At 30.2% G+C, this 22,244-nt stretch carries 30 protein-coding genes; 5 read left to right on the top strand and 25 right to left on the bottom strand.

Annotated features, from left to right (window positions below; genetic code table 11):
* Positions 1 to 43: 43 nt before the first annotated feature.
* The 7 genes from MR875_06360 to MR875_06330 form a co-directional block, all read right to left on the bottom strand.
* Positions 44 to 991 carry an MFS transporter gene (locus MR875_06360; GenBank protein ID MCI6994456.1) on the bottom strand — a complete coding sequence of 316 codons (948 nt, stop codon included), beginning with the start codon at positions 989 to 991 and terminating at the stop codon, positions 44 to 46.
* On the bottom strand, positions 982 to 1,149 hold the full coding sequence (locus tag MR875_06355) for a hypothetical protein (GenBank protein ID MCI6994455.1): 168 nt from the start codon (positions 1,147 to 1,149) through the stop codon (positions 982 to 984). Before MR875_06355 ends, MR875_06360 begins: the two co-directional genes overlap by 10 nt.
* Before the next feature lie 273 nt (positions 1,150 to 1,422).
* The gene (locus MR875_06350) at positions 1,423 to 1,908 is read right to left on the bottom strand and encodes a hypothetical protein (protein MCI6994454.1); all 486 of its coding nucleotides are present in this window, start codon (positions 1,906 to 1,908) and stop codon (positions 1,423 to 1,425) included.
* Positions 1,909 to 1,929: 21 nt separating this feature from the next.
* Positions 1,930 to 2,247, bottom strand: a complete 318-nt coding sequence (locus tag MR875_06345) for a transcription factor S (GenBank protein ID MCI6994453.1) — start codon at positions 2,245 to 2,247, stop codon at positions 1,930 to 1,932.
* A 104-nt stretch (positions 2,248 to 2,351) separates the two neighbouring features.
* Positions 2,352 to 2,678: a DUF2149 domain-containing protein gene (locus MR875_06340; protein MCI6994452.1), complete on the bottom strand. Its 327-nt coding sequence runs from the start codon at positions 2,676 to 2,678 to the stop codon at positions 2,352 to 2,354.
* A gap of 7 nt (positions 2,679 to 2,685) precedes the next feature.
* Complete coding sequence (locus MR875_06335) at positions 2,686 to 3,330, bottom strand: MotA/TolQ/ExbB proton channel family protein (GenBank protein ID MCI6994451.1); 645 nt, start codon at positions 3,328 to 3,330, stop codon at positions 2,686 to 2,688.
* 16 nt (positions 3,331 to 3,346) lie between these two features.
* On the bottom strand, positions 3,347 to 4,057 hold the full coding sequence (locus MR875_06330; protein MCI6994450.1) for a DUF2162 domain-containing protein: 711 nt from the start codon (positions 4,055 to 4,057) through the stop codon (positions 3,347 to 3,349).
* A gap of 215 nt (positions 4,058 to 4,272) precedes the next feature.
* On the opposite strand from MR875_06330, the gene MR875_06325 reads away from it, so the two are divergent.
* Genes MR875_06325 through MR875_06315 form a run of 3 tightly spaced genes read left to right on the top strand, consistent with a single transcriptional unit; the run spans position 4,273 to position 7,059 of the window.
* Entirely contained in the window at positions 4,273 to 5,574 is a 1,302-nt protein-coding gene (locus MR875_06325; GenBank protein ID MCI6994449.1) for a phenylacetate--CoA ligase, read from the top strand.
* A gap of 8 nt (positions 5,575 to 5,582) precedes the next feature.
* Complete coding sequence (locus MR875_06320) at positions 5,583 to 6,014, top strand: acetolactate synthase (GenBank protein ID MCI6994448.1); 432 nt, start codon at positions 5,583 to 5,585, stop codon at positions 6,012 to 6,014.
* Between the two features lie 43 nt (positions 6,015 to 6,057).
* A complete protein-coding gene (locus tag MR875_06315) occupies positions 6,058 to 7,059 on the top strand; it encodes an acyltransferase (protein MCI6994447.1) in 1,002 nt (333 codons plus the stop codon).
* A gap of 30 nt (positions 7,060 to 7,089) precedes the next feature.
* Here MR875_06315 and MR875_06310 read toward each other — a convergent pair whose 3' ends face one another.
* From MR875_06310 to MR875_06300, 3 genes are all read right to left on the bottom strand, one after another.
* On the bottom strand, positions 7,090 to 8,073 hold the full coding sequence (locus MR875_06310; protein MCI6994446.1) for a beta-ribofuranosylaminobenzene 5'-phosphate synthase: 984 nt from the start codon (positions 8,071 to 8,073) through the stop codon (positions 7,090 to 7,092).
* A gap of 78 nt (positions 8,074 to 8,151) precedes the next feature.
* A complete protein-coding gene (locus MR875_06305; GenBank protein ID MCI6994445.1) occupies positions 8,152 to 8,799 on the bottom strand; it encodes an adhesin in 648 nt (215 codons plus the stop codon).
* 38 nt (positions 8,800 to 8,837) lie between these two features.
* Complete coding sequence (locus MR875_06300; GenBank protein MCI6994444.1) at positions 8,838 to 9,344, bottom strand: ferritin; 507 nt, start codon at positions 9,342 to 9,344, stop codon at positions 8,838 to 8,840.
* A 62-nt stretch (positions 9,345 to 9,406) separates the two neighbouring features.
* Here MR875_06300 and nudC point away from each other — a divergent pair, with 62 nt between their 5' ends.
* Positions 9,407 to 10,222, top strand: coding sequence for an NAD(+) diphosphatase (nudC, locus tag MR875_06295; protein MCI6994443.1), 816 nt, complete (start codon positions 9,407 to 9,409; stop codon positions 10,220 to 10,222).
* A 1-nt stretch (position 10,223) separates the two neighbouring features.
* Here the strand turns inward: nudC and MR875_06290 are convergent, their stop codons facing one another.
* A complete protein-coding gene (locus tag MR875_06290; GenBank protein MCI6994442.1) occupies positions 10,224 to 11,390 on the bottom strand; it encodes a pyridoxal phosphate-dependent aminotransferase in 1,167 nt (388 codons plus the stop codon).
* Positions 11,377 to 11,895 (bottom strand): nitroreductase family protein, encoded by a 519-nt coding sequence (locus MR875_06285; GenBank protein MCI6994441.1) that lies wholly within the window; start codon positions 11,893 to 11,895, stop codon positions 11,377 to 11,379. Before MR875_06285 ends, MR875_06290 begins: the two co-directional genes overlap by 14 nt.
* Positions 11,896 to 11,950: 55 nt before the next feature.
* Between MR875_06285 and MR875_06280 the strand changes: the two genes are divergently transcribed.
* Positions 11,951 to 12,436: a DUF308 domain-containing protein gene (locus tag MR875_06280; protein ID MCI6994440.1), complete on the top strand. Its 486-nt coding sequence runs from the start codon at positions 11,951 to 11,953 to the stop codon at positions 12,434 to 12,436.
* 175 nt (positions 12,437 to 12,611) lie between these two features.
* Here the strand turns inward: MR875_06280 and MR875_06275 are convergent, their stop codons facing one another.
* From MR875_06275 to MR875_06215, 13 genes are all read right to left on the bottom strand, one after another.
* The gene (locus MR875_06275) at positions 12,612 to 13,376 is read right to left on the bottom strand and encodes a hypothetical protein (protein MCI6994439.1); all 765 of its coding nucleotides are present in this window, start codon (positions 13,374 to 13,376) and stop codon (positions 12,612 to 12,614) included.
* Positions 13,377 to 13,501: 125 nt separating this feature from the next.
* Complete coding sequence (locus tag MR875_06270) at positions 13,502 to 14,104, bottom strand: flavodoxin family protein (protein MCI6994438.1); 603 nt, start codon at positions 14,102 to 14,104, stop codon at positions 13,502 to 13,504.
* 4 nt (positions 14,105 to 14,108) lie between these two features.
* Positions 14,109 to 14,744: a flavodoxin family protein gene (locus tag MR875_06265; protein ID MCI6994437.1), complete on the bottom strand. Its 636-nt coding sequence runs from the start codon at positions 14,742 to 14,744 to the stop codon at positions 14,109 to 14,111.
* 17 nt (positions 14,745 to 14,761) lie between these two features.
* Positions 14,762 to 15,568, bottom strand: coding sequence for an EFR1 family ferrodoxin (locus MR875_06260; GenBank protein MCI6994436.1), 807 nt, complete (start codon positions 15,566 to 15,568; stop codon positions 14,762 to 14,764).
* A gap of 54 nt (positions 15,569 to 15,622) precedes the next feature.
* On the bottom strand, positions 15,623 to 16,900 hold the full coding sequence (gene serS, locus MR875_06255; protein ID MCI6994435.1) for a serine--tRNA ligase: 1,278 nt from the start codon (positions 16,898 to 16,900) through the stop codon (positions 15,623 to 15,625).
* Between the two features lie 154 nt (positions 16,901 to 17,054).
* Positions 17,055 to 17,426 (bottom strand): helix-turn-helix transcriptional regulator, encoded by a 372-nt coding sequence (locus tag MR875_06250; GenBank protein ID MCI6994434.1) that lies wholly within the window; start codon positions 17,424 to 17,426, stop codon positions 17,055 to 17,057.
* 669 nt (positions 17,427 to 18,095) lie between these two features.
* Positions 18,096 to 18,302, bottom strand: coding sequence for a hypothetical protein (locus MR875_06245; protein MCI6994433.1), 207 nt, complete (start codon positions 18,300 to 18,302; stop codon positions 18,096 to 18,098).
* A 70-nt stretch (positions 18,303 to 18,372) separates the two neighbouring features.
* Positions 18,373 to 18,726 (bottom strand): sensor histidine kinase, encoded by a 354-nt coding sequence (locus tag MR875_06240; protein ID MCI6994432.1) that lies wholly within the window; start codon positions 18,724 to 18,726, stop codon positions 18,373 to 18,375.
* A gap of 6 nt (positions 18,727 to 18,732) precedes the next feature.
* Positions 18,733 to 19,257: a hypothetical protein gene (locus MR875_06235; GenBank protein ID MCI6994431.1), complete on the bottom strand. Its 525-nt coding sequence runs from the start codon at positions 19,255 to 19,257 to the stop codon at positions 18,733 to 18,735.
* 32 nt (positions 19,258 to 19,289) lie between these two features.
* Complete coding sequence (locus MR875_06230) at positions 19,290 to 19,511, bottom strand: tetratricopeptide repeat protein (GenBank protein ID MCI6994430.1); 222 nt, start codon at positions 19,509 to 19,511, stop codon at positions 19,290 to 19,292.
* 246 nt (positions 19,512 to 19,757) lie between these two features.
* Positions 19,758 to 19,961 carry a transcriptional regulator gene (locus MR875_06225; GenBank protein ID MCI6994429.1) on the bottom strand — a complete coding sequence of 68 codons (204 nt, stop codon included), beginning with the start codon at positions 19,959 to 19,961 and terminating at the stop codon, positions 19,758 to 19,760.
* Positions 19,962 to 20,026: 65 nt separating this feature from the next.
* The gene (locus MR875_06220; protein MCI6994428.1) at positions 20,027 to 20,806 is read right to left on the bottom strand and encodes a tetratricopeptide repeat protein; all 780 of its coding nucleotides are present in this window, start codon (positions 20,804 to 20,806) and stop codon (positions 20,027 to 20,029) included.
* Between the two features lie 38 nt (positions 20,807 to 20,844).
* The coding region (locus MR875_06215) for a hypothetical protein (protein MCI6994427.1) at positions 20,845 to 22,244 on the bottom strand (1,400 nt) is incomplete at its 5' end.

The following is a 22,244-nucleotide window of genomic DNA, read 5'->3' as shown; positions in this document are numbered from 1 at the left end:
ATCAACGTAAGATCATTTATAAAATAACAACCAGCCATCCTATTTAAAAATTATCATCTACTTTGATTTTTAAACTCATCACGCATGCGAATACACAAAGGAGAATGTCAAATATCCATAACAAAGTATAACCTCCAAATGCATCCCTTATTACTCCACCGAACATTGCACTTAAAAAAGCACATACCTGATGGGCAAAAAACAGTATTCCAATTACAAAAGCAACTTTACTGATTAAAAAATTCTCATTTACAAGACCTGCTGTTGGTGATACTGTTGCATCACCAGTCATTCCAAGACCTATTGAAAATAAAACTGCAGTGAGCATAGTTTTTGGAAATAGCCATAAGTATAAAATAACCCAAATAGCTCGAAAACCATAATAAAAACCAAGTAATTTTCCTTTATTTATACGAACACTTAAAAATCCTGATAAAAGTGCACCGAATATTGTTGCAATTCCATAAACAGAAAATGCCCAACTCACATCCAATTCATTTAAGCCAAATAGAACAAACTGAGAGAATAAATGAGACTCTATTATAACCATGTGAAATCCACAGGTAGCAAAACCTGCAAATAACAAACAGAATGTACGATTTGAAAATGCTTCCCTGAATAATGACCTGTTAATTTCAATATTTTCGTTTTCAATATCATCTATTGAATTATTGTCCTTTGAAGTTACAACAATAACTATTGGAACTAAAAGAACCATCATTAAGATTAATACATTTAATGCAAAATAAAGTCCATTATAAGATAAAAATGACTGGAGCACTGGAGATAATATAAAACCAACCATTCCCGCTGATGCATTGAGCATTCCAGATATAATCATTGCATTTTTGGGTCCAACAAAATGTATTGCTGAGGTTAAAATCAAACCGAATGAAAGTGCACCTGTACCCAAACCGAACAATATACCTAAAGATATCATTAATGTAACATAAGAGTTTGCTAGAATCATTCCAAGTAAACTCAATACCAAAAAAGAATACCTAAAAGAATTACAAAACGATTTGAACGCTTTGATGCTAAAATTCCGAAAAATGGTTGTGTTGCTCCAAACAAGAGTTGCATCACTGCAATGCACACACTAACATCCGCATACTTCAAACCACAGTGAATAGCTAAAGGATTTAGCAAAATCCCAACATCTCCACGAAGTCCTGCACCAGCACCATAAAGAGCACATGCTACAAGACCAAAAAGGATTACACCAATCCAATTTTTTTACAGTCTGATTTTCTTTTTTTAACATCAAAATACTCCAAAATACTTACATTAAAAATAGATTATCCATAATTTTCTCCAATCCAACCTTCATTGTTCGGCCAGACACATTCATCACAGTAATCATCAATAAAATTAGTTATGAACCAACAGTTTGTTAAATATTTCATTTAATACAAAGAATGTTTAATAAAACATAGGAATTATCAACATTAAACCGATTAAAATCATCACCATGTTCGGCAAATACTCTTTTAAGAATTCAGGAACATATCCCATGACTTTACATCCCACTGTAGAACCTAATGTAATAGCCAGTGCCTCAAAAACTGTTAATATAGGAACATAAATCCAACTTAAAGTAGCAAATATTACAAGACTGTCTGAACCGAGCAATATTGCATTAATTTTTTCAGGAAATTCAATTCCAATTATGCCAATTATTTGAATTATAATAATAAGAATACCACAAATTAATTTAAATATATCTTTAGATAAATAAAGAAGAACTAAACTTCCGATTAATACTCCAACAATACTGAAAAGAGTTTCAATTCCTAAATAGGATCTGATATTTTCTTTAAGAGTAAATCCATTAACACTGGTCATAATAAATGTATCAATCACAAGACCAGCTATTATAATAATTATTTCTACTGTGTTATTTATCATGATATCAAGATTATAATTTTTCTAGTTAGAACTACGCCATGTGTTTCCACATTTAGCACATCTTATAAAATTAGTCGGTGCCTCATCAGCAGACCTTGTCTGTACTGTCCACCAATATCCTTTTGTTCCACCACATTTATAACATGTTATTTTTGTTGTTGGCAATGCAACATTGTTACTGTCAGTCACAACAACTTTTGTTTCAGGATTAGTTTCACCTTTCATGTGATATTGCTCCTCCAAATCATCATTTGTAAGAGATTTTTCATAACCACATGTACATTTAATCTTGCCGTTATTCGGCATCAACATTGCACCACAATCAGGACAGAATTCCATATTATTAAACACCGTTAAAAATTCGTAAGTATTAGTTTAGTAAAAGTAGTTTATAAATATTCGTGTTTTAAAAAAATAGTTAAAAAAAAGTTTTTGTGAAAGGATTAACCTTCCACCATAATCAGCTTACCCGTAGATGGGTCTTTGTATACTTTACCCATTTCAGTATATCCTTGACCAGAACTGTTTGAAGTGTCTGGTGTTTCGTTTAACTGTTGACCTTGGTCTACTACAGTAGTCTGTTGTTGCTCCATCTGTTCCTGTATGCTTTGGTCCGGATCAATCATTGCCTGCATGTTCCAGCTTATGATAACAAAAACAAGAAAACCGACAGCAATAACAAGCATTGCATCTACAAGGTTAGATGTACCTGCCATAGGGTCTTCTTCTACTCTTTTTGACCTACGTCTACCGCCTCTTTTTCTTACCATAAAATCACTATCTATTCATATAATCAAGAACAGCATCTATTAAAGCATCCAAATCTGATAAATATCTATCATACCATGAAGATCTGATTTTACCAATGAAATAACATAAAGCACCTGAACCAATACCTACAATAGTAGTATTGAATGCAACAGTCAAGGAACTTGCAAGAGTATTTATGTCCCCTGCACCTAATGCTGCAAGACCAGGACCCATCGGAATTAAAGTACCCATTAAACCAAGAGTTGGTCCAATACGAGTAATAATATCTGTTTTCTTTAATGAATCCATTGTTTTTTCTTCTTCAAATTCAAATAATTTACGAGCTAAAGCTTCTCTTGAAGGTTCACCCAATTGTTCAGAAGATGCAATTTCTGTTAGAACTTTCTTTTGAGCTTTAGGAATTTTAGCTTTTGAAATTACATTTTTTAATGCATCTGCAGATTCAGCTGCATTGATATCATAAATCAAATCTCTAATTGTTCCAACTGGAACTTTTTTTCTTGAAGTGTATTCTGCTATAGCTCCACCCAATGTAATGATTGAAATTATAACAATTACAAGTAAAATAACCATTACTGGAATTGTTAAACTTTGTGAGATTACATCAAGAGAACCAGTTAAGAATTCTCCTCCAGGAATATTTAAAACCATATATTTCACCTAAAATTTAATCTAAAATGTTTCTCCCTTTTTTAGTTAAAATCATACCACCAATAATCAAAATAGCAAATGATAAAATCACCATTAGTATATCTTGTGGAGAACCAATAGTAATAGGGCTTGTTGTCTTTGTTAAGGCACTTGCAATGTTCGGAATTACAATTGCTGAAAGTAAGAAATATGCACCAAGCAAAAGCATGAAATTGCCCAGAACAATAGGATACGGCTTATTAATAAATTTAATAATTGTATTTGATGCAAAATAAGTTACAATCATAACAGCAACCAATGCTGCTGCAGCATACCAACTTAAATTAAGTGAACTAATTCCAATTGTTGGTGCAACAATCAAAACACTTGCAATAATTGAACCAAAACAACATGGACAAGGAGCAATAATTGCTAGAGAAGTAGCAGTTGATGTATTTTTATCATGTATTTTCCATTCTCTTATTGTAAATAAACCTGCAATAATCATGATTGAAGCCATTATAATATAAAAAATTGTATTATAACTATAGATCGCTTGAACCAATTGTTCTGCAAAGAATGAAGCAATGTATGAGATAAGGATTACTCCACCCCCATAAGAGATACAGATTACCGCAAATAGTTTTCTTGGCAAATTAGCTAGTCCTGACGCAAGTCCTATCTTTATTCCAAAAACAAGAACTGAAGCAAAAATACCCACTTGCCATAAAACACTCATCATATCCATATTAATTTCCCCATAATCAATTATAATTTAATTAATTACAATTTATTATTACATTAACTAACTATATAAATTTTTTAAAAATAGATGTGCAAATAAATGAACATCAATACTATATTTAATTTTATTATTTAAATAATGAACACATTTAAAATTAGTAACTTTTAAGGTATTGGAATGATATAATTAATATGTTAATAAAGAAAATGAGGCATAATATGTTTTGGAATGAAGAAATTGAAACTATGTCAAGGCAAGACCTTGAAGAATTGCAATTAAAGAAACTTCAAGCGACTGTAAAAAGAGCATTTGAAAAAATACCTTATTATAATAAACGATATTCAGAAGTTGAAGTTTATCCAGAAGATATAGAAACTTTAAAAGATATTGAGAAACTTCCATTTATTACAAAAGATGACTTAAGAGAAAGTTACCCATTTGGACTTTTCGCAGTTGACATTAAAGATATCAAAGAATTACATTCATCATCTGGAACCACCGGAAAACCAGTAGTATCAGGATATACTGAAAAAGACTTAGACACATGGGCTGAAACAATAGCACGTGGACTTAAAATGATGGGACTTGGTGAAAATGACATCATTCAAAATACTCATGGATATGGAATGTTTACAGGTGGTTTTGGAGTTCACTACGGATCACACAAAATCGGCTCAACAATCATTCCGATTTCAACAGGTCAAACCAGAAGACAGATTGAAATCATGAAAGACTTTGGAACTACCGGATTAATATTTACCCCATCCTATGGAATCCACATTGGAGAAGTTGCTCTTGACGATGGAATTGACCCAAAAGAATTAGGAATCAAAGCTATTGGATTTGGAGCTGAAATGTGGACTGAAGAAATCAGACAAAGAGTGGAAGAACTCTTCGATGCAAAAGCATATAACATCTATGGATTAACTGAACTTATGGGACCTGGTGTCGGTATAGAATGTAGTGCACAACAAGGTCTTCACATTCCAGAAGATATTTATTACCCAGAAATTATCGATCCAAATACCGGAAAAGTTATTGGTGCTGAAAAATCTGGAGAATTAGTTTTAACCAACCTTGAAAGAGAAGGAATGCCAATCATCAGATTCAGAACAAAAGACTTAACCACACTTACCTATGAAAAATGTGAATGTGGCAGAACACATGCAAGAATGAGTAGAATCACAGGTAGATCTGACGATATGATTAAAGTAAAAGGAGTAGCTATTTTCCCATCACAAATTGAAAAAGCATTACTTAAAGTTGGTGATGTAGAGCCTCATTACATGATTATAGTTACAAGACCAGGAACTTTAGATGAAATCGAAGTCAAAGTAGAAGCATCACAAGATATTTTCTTCGACGGTGTAAAAGAAATGATGGCAATCCAAAAAGAAATTGGCAAATCCATTGAAAATGAAACTGGTATTCGCGTAAAAGTTACATTAGTAGAACCAAAAACATTACCAAGATTTGAAGGAAAAGCTAAAAGAGTTATTGATGAAAGGAACTTACATTAGGTGATATAATGAAAATTAAACAATTATCAATATTTTTACAAAACAGAATGGGAAGTTTATCAAAACCTTTAGAAGTACTTACAGAAAATGAAATCAACATTAAAGCCATGTGTATGGCAGATACTTCTGAATTCGGTATTTTAAGACTTGTTGTAGACAACCCTGAAAAAGGACAGGAAATATTATCTGAAAACAACTTCCTCGTTAAAATTACAGAAATCATCGGTGTTGAAATGAATGATACACCAGGTGGACTTACAACTGTTTTAAAAGTTATTAAAGACAATGGTATTGATTTAGAATACCTCTATGCATTTACTCATGACAAAGTTGGCAAAGCAATCTTATTACTCCATGCTGACAATATTGATGAGTTAATTTCAGTTTTACAAGATAATAACATAGTTATTGTACCATCTGAAGAAGCATACAATTTATAGATAATTTCAAATTATCTATCCTTATTTTTTTTACGTGACCTAAATGGAAAACAATAGAACAATATACATTGATTATTTAAAAGTGATTGGACTTTTATGCATTATTTTAGCCCATATCACAACAGATGCCAATATATTGCAAATTAGAAATTTTGATGTTCCTTTAATGGTAATAATATCCGGATTTCTTGCAGTAGATTCATTGAAAAGAAATCTAAAGCAAAAACGACCCTTTTTAAGATATTACTGGAAAAGAATTAAGCGTTTATTATTCCCAACATGGATATTTTTAATTATATTTTTCATAATAATGACATTTTTCCCAGTAAATGGAATGTATCCTTACGACATCAACTTTATAATCAATAGTTTTCTATTGCTTGATGGAATTTCATACGTCTGGATTATAAGAATATTCCTTATTTGTGCATTAATAACTCCAGTAATCTATTATTTTGACAAGATTGAAAATGACTACATCCAGTTTTTAGTTTTAGTTTTAATATACATTTTATATGAAATAGCAATAGCCCTTAAAATAAATGAAATGAATATCATTTTTGAGTTCATATTAGCTTATATCATCCCATATGGAATAATTTACTTACTTGGAATGATTTCAACTAAAACAAGTCCTAAAGCGGATTCCATCATTTCAGCAATATATCTAATTGCATTCATAATATCAGGATATTTAATTTATTTAAGTACGGGGATTTTCCAGCCAACACAAATTATGAAATATCCTCCAACAATATATTATATAAGCTATGCATTATTCGTTTCATTCCTATTATTGAGCATATTTAAAAGAATCAACTTAAAAGAGAATAGATTCATTGAATTTTGTTCTAAATCATCTTTATGGATTTACTTATGGCATATATTATTCCTAACCATCGTTCCGATATTATTTGGAGAATTAGACTGGATTTTAAAATACACAATTGTTTTAATATGTGCAGTAGGATTAACATATATTCAAAATAAGGTTCTTGATTTACTCGAGAAGAAGAATATAAAAATAAAAGTTTTAAGAGGATAAATTCCTCTTTTTTATTAAAAAAAAGAAATATTATTTTTCAATGACAAAACCATGGTTTTGTGCTTTTGTTACAAACACAGTACCATTTTCACCAATGATTTCTTTAGTTTTTTCTACAATATCTTCATTTGATTCATCAAAGAAAGTATATAAAACTGGTCCAAATGAAGAAATACCTACACCATAAGCTCCAGCCTTCTCAATAGCTTGCATAATTGGTAAATATTTATCATCAAGAGAGTGTTCTAATTTATTGAACCCAACTTTTTGAAGTTCACTTACAGCCCAGCCAAAGTTTTTGATGTCTTTTTCAAGCATGAATGGAACAAGATTCATTAAAATCAAGTGAGATACTTGCTCTACTTCTTCTTTTGGAATCGGACAGTATGTTTGGAAAACATCTACCTCATCGTCACCTTCCATATGCTTTTCGATTTCTGGAATAGCAATTAGAATTTTCCATTCTTCAGGGAAATCATATCTTGCAATTAATGTTGCAGGTTTTGCTTGTGATGCTCCTGAAGGTAAGAATAATGGTTTTTCTTCTTTACTGTGTCCACCATCAAGGATAAAACCACCTAAATCGTGAGTGTATGTACCGATTCCAGAGGTTCCACCTCTTCCAACAATACTACTAATTATTCTGCTTTCCACTTCAATGCCCATAGTTTCAGTTATTAAATGAGCAGTTGAAATAGCGATTTGAGTTCCACTTCCAAATCCTGAATGTGGAGGATATGTTTCATGAACAATGAATTTAAAACCAGAAGCTATATCAAAGTGTTCAATAGTTTTTTTAGCTGCATCAGGGATTTTTTCCTTACATTCTTCAATAGCTTCCTCATCTGTTACAGTATCAGCAAAAATAAGTTCTATTCCACTTTCAATTTTTTCAATTTCTAAAACAAATTGTGGATCTGCCAATGCAACACCAATTCCACCATCGACTCTTCTATATGACCCATTTAAATCAATGAGAGACATATGTATTCTTGAAGGTGCTCTAATTATCATTTTCTCACTTCCATAATTAATTATCTTATATTAATTATGTAGATAAAATATAATAAGTTTTATTATATTAATTTAGAATTAAAATAAATTATCAACAACAGAAATTAATTTTTCTGCTAATTTTAATGTGAAATCAAATGGTTCAGATGAATAACATTCATAAACCAGTGTTGGAATTCCGGCTTTTGCAGTTGGTTCTGTAATAAAAGCAGGACTTGACCTGAATTCAGGTGCATAATATACAATTTCCTCAATTTCTGCAAGAATTTTTTCCATAAACTCAATAGATTCATCATCAAATCCCGGAGCAAATAGAAAATTAGTTATTATATAATCTCCAGGACCATCAGGACCTCTGTTTGAGTGAATATCTAAAAATAAATCATAATTTTTAGAAATGATGTCTTTTTGAACAAATTCCTGAGCCAAAAATTGGCCTTCATCCCTTCCTTCAGAATCACTGGTCTTATCTAAAACATTTATATTATACAAATAATAGCAATAATTTAAATCATTTCTAGCAATTAATTTTTCAAACAAGGCTCTGTGAGACTTGCTTTCAAGTGGATGCATTCCTATCAAATATGCTATTTTAACATCTGATTCAACGTTTCCAAAAGGACCATGAACATACACACTACCTAATTCATTTTCACCGAGCAGTACAGAGTCATAATCAGTTGAATCAATTTGAGCTTCGCTAGTTGGACCATCAGGATAATTCATAAAAATACCTAAAAAAATAAAAATCGACTAGATTAAATCTAGTCTTGAGATTGGGAAGGTACACGAGTTGCTAATTCTTTGTTTAACTCGTATATTAATCTGTTATCGCCGTCAGCTAATTTAGCTTTTGCGAGTAATTCCATTGCGTTTTCTTCTTCTTCGACTTGTTCTTCAACAAACCATTGTAAGAAGTTGTTGGTTGCGTGATCTTTTTCTTCAATTGCAATGTTTACTAAATCATTAATAAGGCCAGTTACCATTTTTTCATGTTCTAAAACATGTTCAAATGCTGCAAGTGGGCTGTCCCATTCAGTTTGTGGTGCTTCAATTGCAGTTAAAGTAACGGATGCTCCTCTTCTGATGATGTAATCATAGAATTTCATTCCATGTTCTAATTCTTCATTTGCTTGTACTCTCATCCAGTTAGCAAATCCAGCTAAGTCTTCATCTTCAAAGTAAGCTGCCATAGATAAGTATAAATATCCTGAGTAAACTTCAGCGTTTAATTGTGCGTTTAATGCTTTTTCCATATTTTCAGATACCATAATATCACCTATTAAATTTACATTATAAATATTGTCTGTAATCTAATATAAATTTTAAGTAATTGAAAAACATATTAATCTACATGATTGAAAAGTCCCTCTATGAAAATTACCAAATTGATTTTGATGAAACAATTACACCCTCAAATGATGATTATTTATTTATTTTTAATGAAAAAAGAGAATTATTTTTAGATAATGATAAAAAATTACCTAAATCTTTAGACAATTTTGATGTGAATTTCTGTTTCTATATAGGAATATATAAAACCAAAAAGGCATTTGTTGTCAATGTGAATAGTAATGAATCATTTTATGAATTAAGAGATGTTTATGAACTTAATCATGATCTTTACCACATTGCAGGAAAGGCTGTTTTAGTTAATGACTGGTATATCTCCCACCAATTTTGTGGAAAATGTGGTACAAAGACTCAATTTGATGAAAAAGACATGATGTTAAAATGTCCTGAATGTGGTCAAGTGCATTATCCTCGTATCGCTCCTGCAATTATTGTGGCAATTCGAAATGGTGAAGAATTACTCATGGCAAAACATAGTTACCATGAGACAATAAGATATGCACTAATCGCAGGATTTGTTGAACCTGGCGAAACAATTGAAGAAGCAGTTCACAGAGAAGTTTCAGAAGAAGTTGGAATCAATATTAAAAATCTAGAATACAAAAAAAGCCAATCTTGGCCATTTCCAAATTCATTAATGCTCGGATTTGCTGCAGAATATGATTCCGGAGACATTAAAGTTGATGGTGATGAAATTCTAAAAGCAAAATGGTTTAAAAAAGAAGAAATTATAAGATATGGATCAGATATAAGCATATCTGATTGGTTAATACAGGATTTTATCAATAACTACTAAATTACTTTATAATAGTTAAAGCAGTTATTCCTGCTTTTAACCTACCCAAACCTTCTTTTAATAACTTTTGAGGGCATGCAATATTCATTCTCAAGAAGTTATCACCAGATTTTCCAAAATCAATTCCTGCTGATAAAAACAGTCCCTGATTTTCTCTTAAAAATCCAGACAATACTTTTGATGGAACATTCAACGCAGAGCAGTCAAGCCATAATAAATATGTTGAGTTACATTCAACCAATTTTATAATTGGCAGTTCTTCTTTTAAATATTTTTTAACAATCTGTTTATTTTCAAATATTTCATCTTTAAGCTGATTTAACCATTCTTCAGACTCATTATATGCTGCAATTACTGCAGTTGTTGCAAATACATTAGTAGAATCTGAGTTATCAACATGCAATTGTGTTTTAATTATTTCTAACAGTTCACTATTTTTTGTATGAACAATGGAACTTTGAAAACCAGCAATATTAAATGATTTTGAAGGAGATAAACAGGTTATTGCTTTTTCATAGTCAGATGAAACCTCAAAAGGATTGTAATAAACATCAGGATCAGTTAAATCACAGTGAATTTCATCAGATATTAGAATAACATCATGTTTACAGCATAGTTCACCGATTTTAGACAATTCTTCTTTTGACCAAATTTTACCTATTGGATTGTGAGGATTGCAGAGAATCATCATTTTTACTTTTGACAATTTTTCATCCAGATCATCAAAATCAATGTTATACTCACCATTTTCATAAATCAATTCATTTTCTACAACTTTACGGTTATTATCCTCAACCACATAGTAAAACACGTGATAAACTGGAGATTGAATCAATATTTCATCACCAATATCTGTCAAGCATCTAATCATGGAAGAAATTGAAGGCATTACCCCTATTGAGTATAACATGTCTTCACGAGACATTTTAAAGTCATATCTTCTATTCCACCAGTTGATATATGAGTCATATAATTCATCAGATACAACTGTATAACCATAAACAGGATGATTAGCTCTTTTTAAAATAGATTCCGTGATTGCAGGAGCTACCTTAAAGTCCATGTCTGCTACCCACATTGGAATATCATCATCAAAATAATCCCATTTCAGGGAATTTGTATTGTGTCTGTCAATGACACTTTTAAAATCGTATTTAATATTTTTCATAGTGAATCCTACTTTCATCAAATTTATCCATAAACTTATTTTCCAAACCATCTGCAGGATAACCCACTGTAATTATACAATACGGTTTTAGATTACTAATCTCATCAATTCCAATTATCCTACCAATTTGACCCATTCTCTCTTCGTCAGGTGCAACACCATTCCAAAGACCACCCAATCCAAGATTGACTGCTTCAAGCAACATATTTTCAGCAGCAGCACCCATATCCTGTTGCCATACAGTCTTGTAAAAAGCTCTTTCTATGTTTGCAACAAGAACAATCGCAACTGGCGCACCAGTTACACGTGGTTTTATTTCACCAAGCTTTGCTAATGTTTGTTTGTTTTTTACTACAACAAATTCCCATGGTTCAGCACCCAATCTTGATCCAGGAGCCTGCATTCCTGCTTTGAGAATTTTTAAAATTAAATCATCATCAACATCTTTATCTTGATATTGACGAATACTTCTTCTTGTGTTTATTATTTCTTCAAAATCAGACATATATTATAAATAGCATTTTAGGTATATAAATAATTAGTTTTACGGAGGTGAAATAATGGAAAGTGAAAAGTTAGCAGGTATTTTCAGTATCGTTCTTGGTTTGATATTCATTTTATTCCCAATGTTTTCATCAACTTTAGTTTCAGTGATTGTTGGGTTAAGCTTACTATTCTTTGGAATTACCATGACATTCTTCGGATTTAACATGAGAAATTCCATAAGCAAATTACCATTGATTACAATAATCATAGGAATTATAACAATAATACTTGGATTTGCATTCATATTCTATCTTGATGCAATTTCATTCTTAGTCGGATTCCAATTCTATATTGTCGGATTCATCATGATTGTATTTGGAATAACTGGATTGATATCAAAAGTAAACAGAATATCTTCTTTTACATCAATACTTGTTTTATTAATGGGTATTGTTTCAATCGCACTTGCTGTATTTGCACTTAACCAACCAATATACATAGCAATCATCATTGGTATTGTTTTAATTATTGAAGGAGCATCTTTCCTTTTAAGTGATTAAGACTTGGTTAATGTAAAAAATAGCATTTAAATCATCGAAAATTAACCATCACCATAACCATATTATTAACCAAGCCTTTAGGGCAAAGCCCAATTAATAATTTGGTATAAAAATAAATAAAAATTATTGAAGTGTGAAAAAGCACATTTACACACTTCCGAAATGTTTAAATCTCTTAATTTTCACTTTTGACAAATGCAATATTATTTTCTTCACAGAATTTATCAATGTTAGAAATAATCTCATTAATATCCTCATTTGAATACTCATTTTTGAAATAATATGCAATTGGCTGAGCATTGGTATAAACAGTTATAACTAAATACTGATTATCATATAACTGAACCTTAAGAGTATTATAGATTTGAATATCTTTTATAATATCACTTTTAGCTTTTACAGCAGGTGTCTCATTTCCAATAGTTTTTATTTCACTATTCGGATAACTGTTTTGTAGTTTTACCAAATTATCTTCATCTGTCATAACATCATTTTGAGGTTTTATCTCAGATAATTTGTCTTTGAATAACTTTGCATTGTGTAATTTTTCCTGGATTTCAGCTAACTCTTTCTCTAATTGTTTTTCATCCTCAAGTAGAGAGTTAATGAATGCTTCACTCCCATTATTAAATTCTTCATACATTTCAAGCACCTCTCTTGGTGACAACAATGATTGTTGTTTGAAAAACTCTTTAGTATGTTGTTTAACACGAATACTTAAAGGTTTTAGATTTTCTTTTCTTGACTTGTAATCGAACATTTCTTCTGCAAAATCATTTCCTCTTTTATGAAGAGCTTGCATTCTAGATGTAAACATTTTTTCAAACTCTTCACGAGTCATGTCTTCTGCAAAATTAAATTCGAATTCACCTGGAGTATATGATCCTCCAAATCTTTCGTTTCCAAATGCAAATTTTCTAGTTCTTTTTTGGTTTGTCATATTATCACATCCGTCGTATTACAAAATACATTTTTGTATACAATTAAATATTGTGATGAGGTAGTATATAAATGTATTCATTTTTAAAAAATGTATACATCAAAAATTTTAAAAAAAATAATAGATTAATTACTTAATCTAGCACCAATTACAAAAGATTCATCCAAATCATGCAAAAATTGCTCTTCTTTTGATTTTAATGAAATATCATCATCTTTAGAATAAGCATTCTGTGAAATATTCTCAAAAGTATGAATTTCAAATTTACCATTTAGCATTTTAAATAATTCTTCAGACTGTTTCAGGTGTGGTCTAACTGACTCTTCAAAGTAATCTTTAGAGTAATTAACTGTATAAATAAGTCCAACATTAATTTTACCTTTAAATGCATTTCCAACATCATATGAAACAATACAAAATATTAATCTTTCAATCAAAGCCCTGTAATGACTTGTCGGTTCTGTAAAAAAGATAGGTGCAACAATGATTAAAGAATCAGCATCCAAAATTCTATCAATTAATGGTGAAACCTCATCCCTCCAGTAACATTTACAAGGGTCCTTCTTTTTACAGATTAAACAGCTCATGCACCCATGTAAATCAAATTTATATAAATCAACATATTCGACTTCACTACCTGCAGATTCAGCACCATCAACTACAGATTTAGCAATTTGGGCATTCAATCCTTTTCTTTTAGGACCAGCATTAATTACAATAGTTTTCAAAAAATCACTTTTTACTTAAATTAGCACCAATCTCAAAAGCTTTTTCCAAATCTTTTGGGAATTGTAAAATCCACTGCTTTTCTTTTGCTTCCTGTGAAAAACCAGCCATATTAAATTTAGAGTAATCACTTACCTGAATTGTATCACAGACAGGATAAGTAACAATTTCACCATTTAAAAATGAGAATAAAAATTCAGTACTGGATAAACTTTCTTTCATAGCTTGCTCATAAAAGTCCAAAGGTGCATTCATAGTATAGAAAATTCCAACATTTACTTTGCTGGTGTAATAGCTTGATCCATCATCATAAGACATTATGCAGAAGATTAATCTTTCAACCAATGCTCTGAATTCACTTGTAGGCTGTCCAAAGTAAATTGGTGAACCTATAAGAAGTGCATCTGCATCCAAAATCTTTTCAATAACATCAGTTAAGTCATCTCTCCAATAGCATTTACCTTTTGTTTTTTCTTTGAGTTTACAGGCAAGACAGCTTCTGCAACCTGTGAAAACCAAATCATATAAATTGAAATATTCAGTTTCAGCTCCAACAGATTCTGCTCCCTTTTGAGCAGATTGCATAATCTCTGCTGTGTTCCATTTTTTTCTTGGACTTGCATTAATTACAATTGTTTTCATAATTACACCTTTTTAATTTATTTAAATATCTTCAATTCATCAATATCAATATTTGGATTTTTATATCTTCCATTGGATTCCGTAAATTTACCAAACTGAATAGCTCTGTTCGGACATGCATGAAGACATGCTAAACATTTATAACAGTTATCTCCCCAAACAGGCTTCTTATCAGGATAAGTCAATGTCTGACCATTGCAGACTTCAATACATAATTTACATCCAACACAATCATCAGTAACATAGAATTGAGATGGATCGTGAAGTCTATTGTTGAACCATTCGTTCATGTTCGCTGCAGCTTCAGCACCAGTTCCTTTAGATGCTTTGGAACCGTTGATTATAGTTTCAATATCAAATATATCTTTTCTTTCGTTTAGAATTTCACAAATATTACCAATTCTTTCTTCAGCTTTTTTTAGACAATCAATCTGTTTTGCTTCATCCCAAACCATAATATAATTATTTGGCATGTTAAGTGAAAAAGCACTGTTTAGATTCATATTTTTATCATTTAATGCTTCTTTAATGAAATTATCAAAACGACCAATGTTTTGTCCAAAGGTAGCTATTGTGAATGTATAATTGTTATTATAGTTAGTAAATTTAACCTGTTCAATGAACTCAAACACCATTTGAGGTGCAGACCATGCAAATAATGGGAAAATAAAACCAATTACCTCATCATTTTTTAAGCTGAATGTACAATCAGCATCAGAATCATTCATTATTGTTGCAATGTTAATAATGTCCTCACCAAGGTTTTGAGCAATAGTCTTTGCAGCATAAAGTGAGTTTCCGGTTGCAGAAAAATAAAATATCATAATTACCACTGTAATTAAATTTATAAAAAAAATAAAAAAAGAAAATAAGAGAAGCTAGTTTTTAGCTTCAATAACAGTTTTTCCATTCATGTAAGGGACTAACACTTCAGGAACTTTAACACTACCGTCAGCTTGTTGGTAGTTTTCTAAAATACAACACATTGTTCTTTCTGTTGCAATAGCTGTACTGTTTAAAGTGTGTAAAACTTGAGCATCTCCAGAACCTGCTCTTCCATAACGTGTTTTTGTTTTACGTGCTTGGTAGTCTTTACAGTTAGTACAGGATACTAATTCCCTGAATGCTTTGGAACCTGGGAACCATGCTTCCAAATCGTATTTGATAGCAGCATTATCGTTCAATGCAGAAGATACAATAGCTATTACTTGGTATGGAATACCTAATTTTTGATAGATTCTTTCGGTTACTTCCATTAAGTGATCATGTTGGTTTCTTGAATCTTCAGGTGTGGAATAAATGAACTGTTCGATTTTTTCAAATTGGTGAACTCTAAATATTCCTAAAGTATCTTTTCCGTGAGATCCTGCTTCTTTTCTAAAACATGTTGAAAGTGCACAGTATCTTAATGGCAAGTCTTCAGGTGCAATGATTTCATTTCTGTGAAGTGCTGCTAATGTTTGTTCAGCAGTTGCAATTAAGTACATGTCTTCGTTTTCAACTTTGTATAAAGTTTCTTCAAATTCACCAAGTTCTGAGGTTTCTGCTGCAACTTCCCCTTTTACAAAGAATGGAGTTTGCATTGGTATATAACCTTCAGCTTCTAGTTCTGCTAATGCAAATTGAATTAATGCCAAGTTTAAGTGCAAGATATCTCTTTTCAAGTAGTAGAAACGTGCTCCTGAAATAGCTGCTGCAGTTTCAAGATCTGCACCATCAATTTTCTTAATTAAATCCACGTGATTTAAGAGTTCGAAATCATGTTCTGGGATTTCACCGTAGGTTCTCACTACCACATTGTCATCCTCAGTATCAGAAATTGGTACATCATCATCAATGAGGTTTCCTACTTTGTATCTATAGTCATCTCTGAGTTTAAGGTATTCTGCATTTTTTGCAGTTAACTCTTTGATATCATTAGCTACCTGTTTGGATTTAGCAATTACCTCTTCAAAGTTACCTTCTTCTTTTGCTTTTTTAAATGATTTGGATAATTTATTTTTTTCAGCTCTAAGAGCATTGAGTTTTCTTTCTCCTTCTCTCCATAAATTATCGTATTCAATTACTTTTTCGACATTTACTGTGTCTCTAAATCTCTTCTTTTCAGAGTCTATAATTATTTCTGGATTTTCTCTGAATAATTTTATATCTAACACTTTGTGTCCCCTAATTTTTTAATCATTATATAATATGATTTTCTTGTTTTTTAAATGTAATGCTTAAATAGGGAAAATTTCTATTAAAAAGTAGTAGTTTTTAAAAAAATAAGTAAAAAAGAGGATGATAAATCCTCAAAAAATTAAGAAAAATTTATAATAATTTTTCCTTGAAAACCGATTTGAGTTCAGTTTTTGTTTTGTCCGTGTAATTTTCTGTATCTACACTGAAAATTGCCATTTCATAAATAATCTTATTTAATGATTGACCTTTTTCTGTTAGATAATACCTGACATTCTTTTTGTCGTATTTGTCTGCAATACGTTTAATTAAACCATTATCTTCCATGTCTTTAAGACAACTGCTTAAGACTCTGTTGGATAATTTAGGTTTATTTTCTTTAAATTCATGGAAACGAGTTTTACCAAAGAACAAATCGTTTATGATTTGAACAACCCATTTTTTCCTAATTAATTGTATAACATTATCAATTGGAAAATTCATTAGTTGAGCATTTGCATTCATAATAAAACCTCCAATAAAGTTATTATTAATTAATGGATTATTTTTTATACATATATAGTTACCGATTTATGGTGAGCAAAAGGTTACCAAAAGAATTTAAATACTAACTGCCCATGTTAAATTGAAGATGCAAAATTTGTATCTTTCCAGAGATGGCAAATTAAATCAAGAAATTAAGAAAAATGAACATGAAACATTATTATTCTCCATTATAACACACTATAATAATAAAAATTAATCATGGGATTTTTTAGAATAATTTTTTGATATAGCGTTAAGTTAAAATCAACCTCAAAAAAATTTTCCTATACATAAATTATTAAAAACACCATCTCTCACTTTTTTATTTTTTTTACAAAGATCATTACTAACAATTTTCAATAATATGCATTGTCCCCAATTTTTATCATCAACAACTTATGGTGAGTGAATGGTTACCAAAAGCATTTAAATATTAATTACCTATGTTTTAATTGAAAGTACAAAATTTGTATCTTTCAGAGATGGCAAATTAATCAAAAAACATGAAACATGCTTTCCTCCATTATAACACACAATAGAGAAAAATTGATCATGGGATTTTTGATAAAACCAAAATCAACCTCAAAAAAATTTTCCTATACATAAATTATTAAAAACACCATCTCTCACTTTTTTATTTTTTTAAAATTATCTTATTGGAAATGTCAAAATAAATCCAAATCCATTTTCATTGATTATTTCATATTCACCATCCATTTGACCAGATAATGAACCGATGATTTGCCAACCTAAACTTTTTGATGTAATAAATTCATTTTCATCTTTTAATCCTCTACCATTATCTTTATATTCAAACCTGACGAAATCTTCACCATCTTTTTCAAATAATTTCAAGGATTTAAAAATTGTTTTATTTTCAGATGCATCATCAAATACATATTTAAAAGAATTTGTGGTTAATTCATTAATAATTAAATGTTAATGGAGTAACTGTATCAATTGCGAATGCTAAATACTCCGGAACATCACTATTGAAATTAATATCAGTATATGGTGAAAATTCCATCAAAGCATCATCCAATTCATTTAAAAATGGATGCATCAAAATATAATTCATATCATCCTGATTGTAAATTCTGGTATGGATTGAAGACAATGAATTAATACGCTTTTCAGTAACATTGAGAATTGTCTCATAATCCCCCGGATGGAATCTTTTTTCTAGACTGATGAAACTTCTGATAAGCTGAAGGTTGTTCTTAACACGATGATGAACCTCTTTAATTAATATCTTTTGATTTTCCAAAGATTTTTCCAAATTCTTTTAAGCTACTATTTCATCAGTAATATCTTCAACAAATGCGTTAATTACTCTTGATTCAAAATCTGTTTCAATATAATTACTTGAGAAATATTTGAGATATTTTCTAGTTCCTTTTCCAGTAGTAATTGTTAATGTTATTTCAAAATTTATTACATCCCCAGGTCCAGCATCCTTTGCAGATTCCCATTTTTCATACACTAAATCCACTGAATCTTGTGTAGCATATTTTAAAAGTAAATTATAATCAATCAGACCATCAGTTGATTCAATTTCTAAAATTTCAAATATTTCAGTAGTCCAGTTGAATTTACCAGGACTACCATTCAAAATAGCTATTTTTGATATTGATTGTACATTTTCAATTGTATTCTGTAAGTTAACTGCTTCTTGTTTTAATATTTGACTGTCCAGATCTTTTTTAACCCATTTTCTTGAATAATATATCATTAAAATCAATATAAAAATCAATGAACATACAGTTGTTACAATAGATAAATGTCCAACTACACCGGATATTATTGGCATTAATTCATTATCTTATTATCCTCCCATTAAAATTAATTCTTTCGTGTTTCTTCAATTTTTTCAATTAACAATAACACCCTAGAATCTGTTGAATTTAGTTGCTTTGCTTTTGTAACATATTCCATGGCTTTGTCATATTCTTTTAATTTATAATATACTTCAGCGATAGTGAACAATATCCGAAAATTATTAGGTTCAATGGAACAAGCTTTATCCAAATATTCAATTGATTCATCATACCTATTTAATTCCACTAATACTTTACCTTTAAAGTACCAAAGAAGATGCAGATTTGGATTAAGTTCTATTGCTTTATCAAAACATTCAATAGCCTCATCATATTTTTTTAGGCGAACTAAAGCAGAAGCTTTATTAAACCAATACCTGAAATCTGAGTTTTATTTTCATTTGCATTATCCTCTAAATAATCATCTATTGATTAATATTAAGAGATTTAATCAATTAATTTTTTTAATTATCCTCTCGCCTTTATCAGTAAGTCAGTACAACCTGCCTCTTTTTACTTCAGGATTAATACATTCAATAAGTTTATGTTCCTTTAATTGTCTAAGGGTATTGGATATATGGTTCTGAAATATTTCTGTATCATTAGCTATTTCAGATGGAATCTTTACTTCGCCATCTAAAGATTTCATTACTTTTAGCCTATATTGGGATCTGTTAACACAATCAATGTCTTCCACATTACCACCTAATTACTATCTATTATGGCTGCAGATTCTCCTTTTTTAATTTTTTCAATAATCTTTTATCCGCCAAAAATTTCTTCTTCTAAACAGGACAGCGCATATTCTTTTAATGATAAAACTGAATGTTCATTAGGATATTCAGATAATGCCATATCAAGACATTCAATAGCTTCATCATATCTTTCCAAATCAATCAATAATCTTCCTATTTCCCTTAGATTCCTAACATAACCTAGAGATCCAACTAATTTACCACAACACTCCAGTGCTTCTTCATATCTTCCCATATGTACTAAAACAATTGCTTTACCGTACAAGTCATCTATTGCATCATAACAGTTAAAAGCATCTTCATAGTTTCCCATTTCAATAAAAACAGATGCTTTTCCACTCCAGTCGCCCATCATGTCATAACATTTAAGTGCTTCATCCCATCTTTTTAATGAACATAAAAGTTCTGCTTTACGTTCCAAAGAATATTCATCATCAGGATTTAATTCAAGTACATCATTATAACAGTCCAAAGCTTTAGAATATTCTCCTTTCCTTTTATGCCTGTTAGCCAGCCTTAGATTAATATATCTATCTTTTATTATCTTGGCAACATGATAGCTATCACAGTAATTCATTATATATTTTGAATAAGTAATTTCAGGAAGGTCTTCAATGTCATTTGCATCAGTTGTGAACTCACAGGTTGCATTATCTCCATTTGCAACATATCCAATTTTATTAGCGTCTAAATACACTGCAATGACATTTATACCATATATGTTATCTGATTCCTTTATTAGCTTAAATTCCATTTTTTCTTTAAAATCAACATCACTATCATCCAATTCAACGATAGTAATTAAATCATCTTTAGAATAACTATTTAAGATTTTTCTTGTTTTAATTTTAATTCATGTTTTCCTTTTAATTTTAATGTTTCTCTTATTAATGTTTTAAGAGATGAGTTATTTGGAAATATTGCTGATGCATTTTTCAAACATTCCGTTGCTTCGTCAAATCTTTTCATTTCAGTTAAATTAGAGGCCTTGCTCTTCCAATATCCAATATTATTTGAATCTAATTCAATGAGTTTATCATAACAATTATCAACATCCTCATATTGGTTTAGCTTTTCATAACATGAACATTTTATTGTCCAGTAATCTATATTATCATGTTCAGTGATTAAAAGATGATCAATATAAATAATAGCTTTATTATATTCCTTTTCGGATATGTAATCGTTAACAGGTTTTAATTTATTTATTATCCAAGCAATGTGATAGTTGTCATCATATTTCATCAGATATTCTGCATGACAAACATCAGGAATATTTTTAAGGAGGCAGGCCAGTGTAGTTAATCTGCAATTGGATGCTACGCGATTAGCAACAAAACCTATTTTATTGTTGTCCAAATATACTCCAATCGCATCAACGGCCTTTTTATTATCGGAATCTTTTTTTAGTGTAAACTTCATTCCTTTTTTAAATTTTTCATATTGTCTTGTGTCAATGATTGTGATTAGTTCTTCTTTAGGATAGTTATTTAAGATTTTTTCTTGTTCTATCCTTAATCTTACCCTTTCTTTTTTTATTGCATTTTCATCAACCTCAATTATCTCAAATCTTCCGTATTTAAGATAATATTTGGCAGCTGAAACTTTTGGGAGATATTGGAGTTCAGAAATATTGGAAAATAGCTTTTCAAAATCACTGCTAAGGTTATTAGAGACTATACCAATAGGCGTATCTTCATAATATATTGTAATGGTATCTCCAGAATCTTCTTTTTGTAATTTTAAATCAGTTCCTGGTTTTCCATCAAATTGATTATTTAAATATTTGTTTCTATCAATCAAAAATAATCTATTTTTATCTGCATCAATCATTCTTTCAGTAATCTTTTCTTCTAACTGATTAATCTCAATTTTTAAACTTATTAAATTATGATATTGTTTTGGATTTTTATTTTTTAGAAAATTGGAGATATCATTTTTTGCTTCAGCAAGTAAATTCCGCGCTTCCTGTAAATCTGCATTGCCCTTGGTTGAAGAGATATCTTTTGCCTTTTGCATTTTATCTCTGGCATCAATTTCAATCTCAAGTGATTTAATTTCACTGGAATCAGAACTGCTAAAGATTCCTTTAAAAATATTTTTTATACTATTTTCTTCGGAGTATCTCTTTTCTAATTCATCAATTTTCTTTTGGTTTTTTATAAATAATTTGACACCATTATCCCTATATTTGGAATTTACATGTGAAAGAATATATTTGATAC

This window comes from Methanobrevibacter sp., from assembly GCA_022775905.1.
Lineage (GTDB): Archaea > Methanobacteriota > Methanobacteria > Methanobacteriales > Methanobacteriaceae > Methanocatella.
This window is presented reverse-complemented; position numbering and strand designations above follow the sequence as displayed.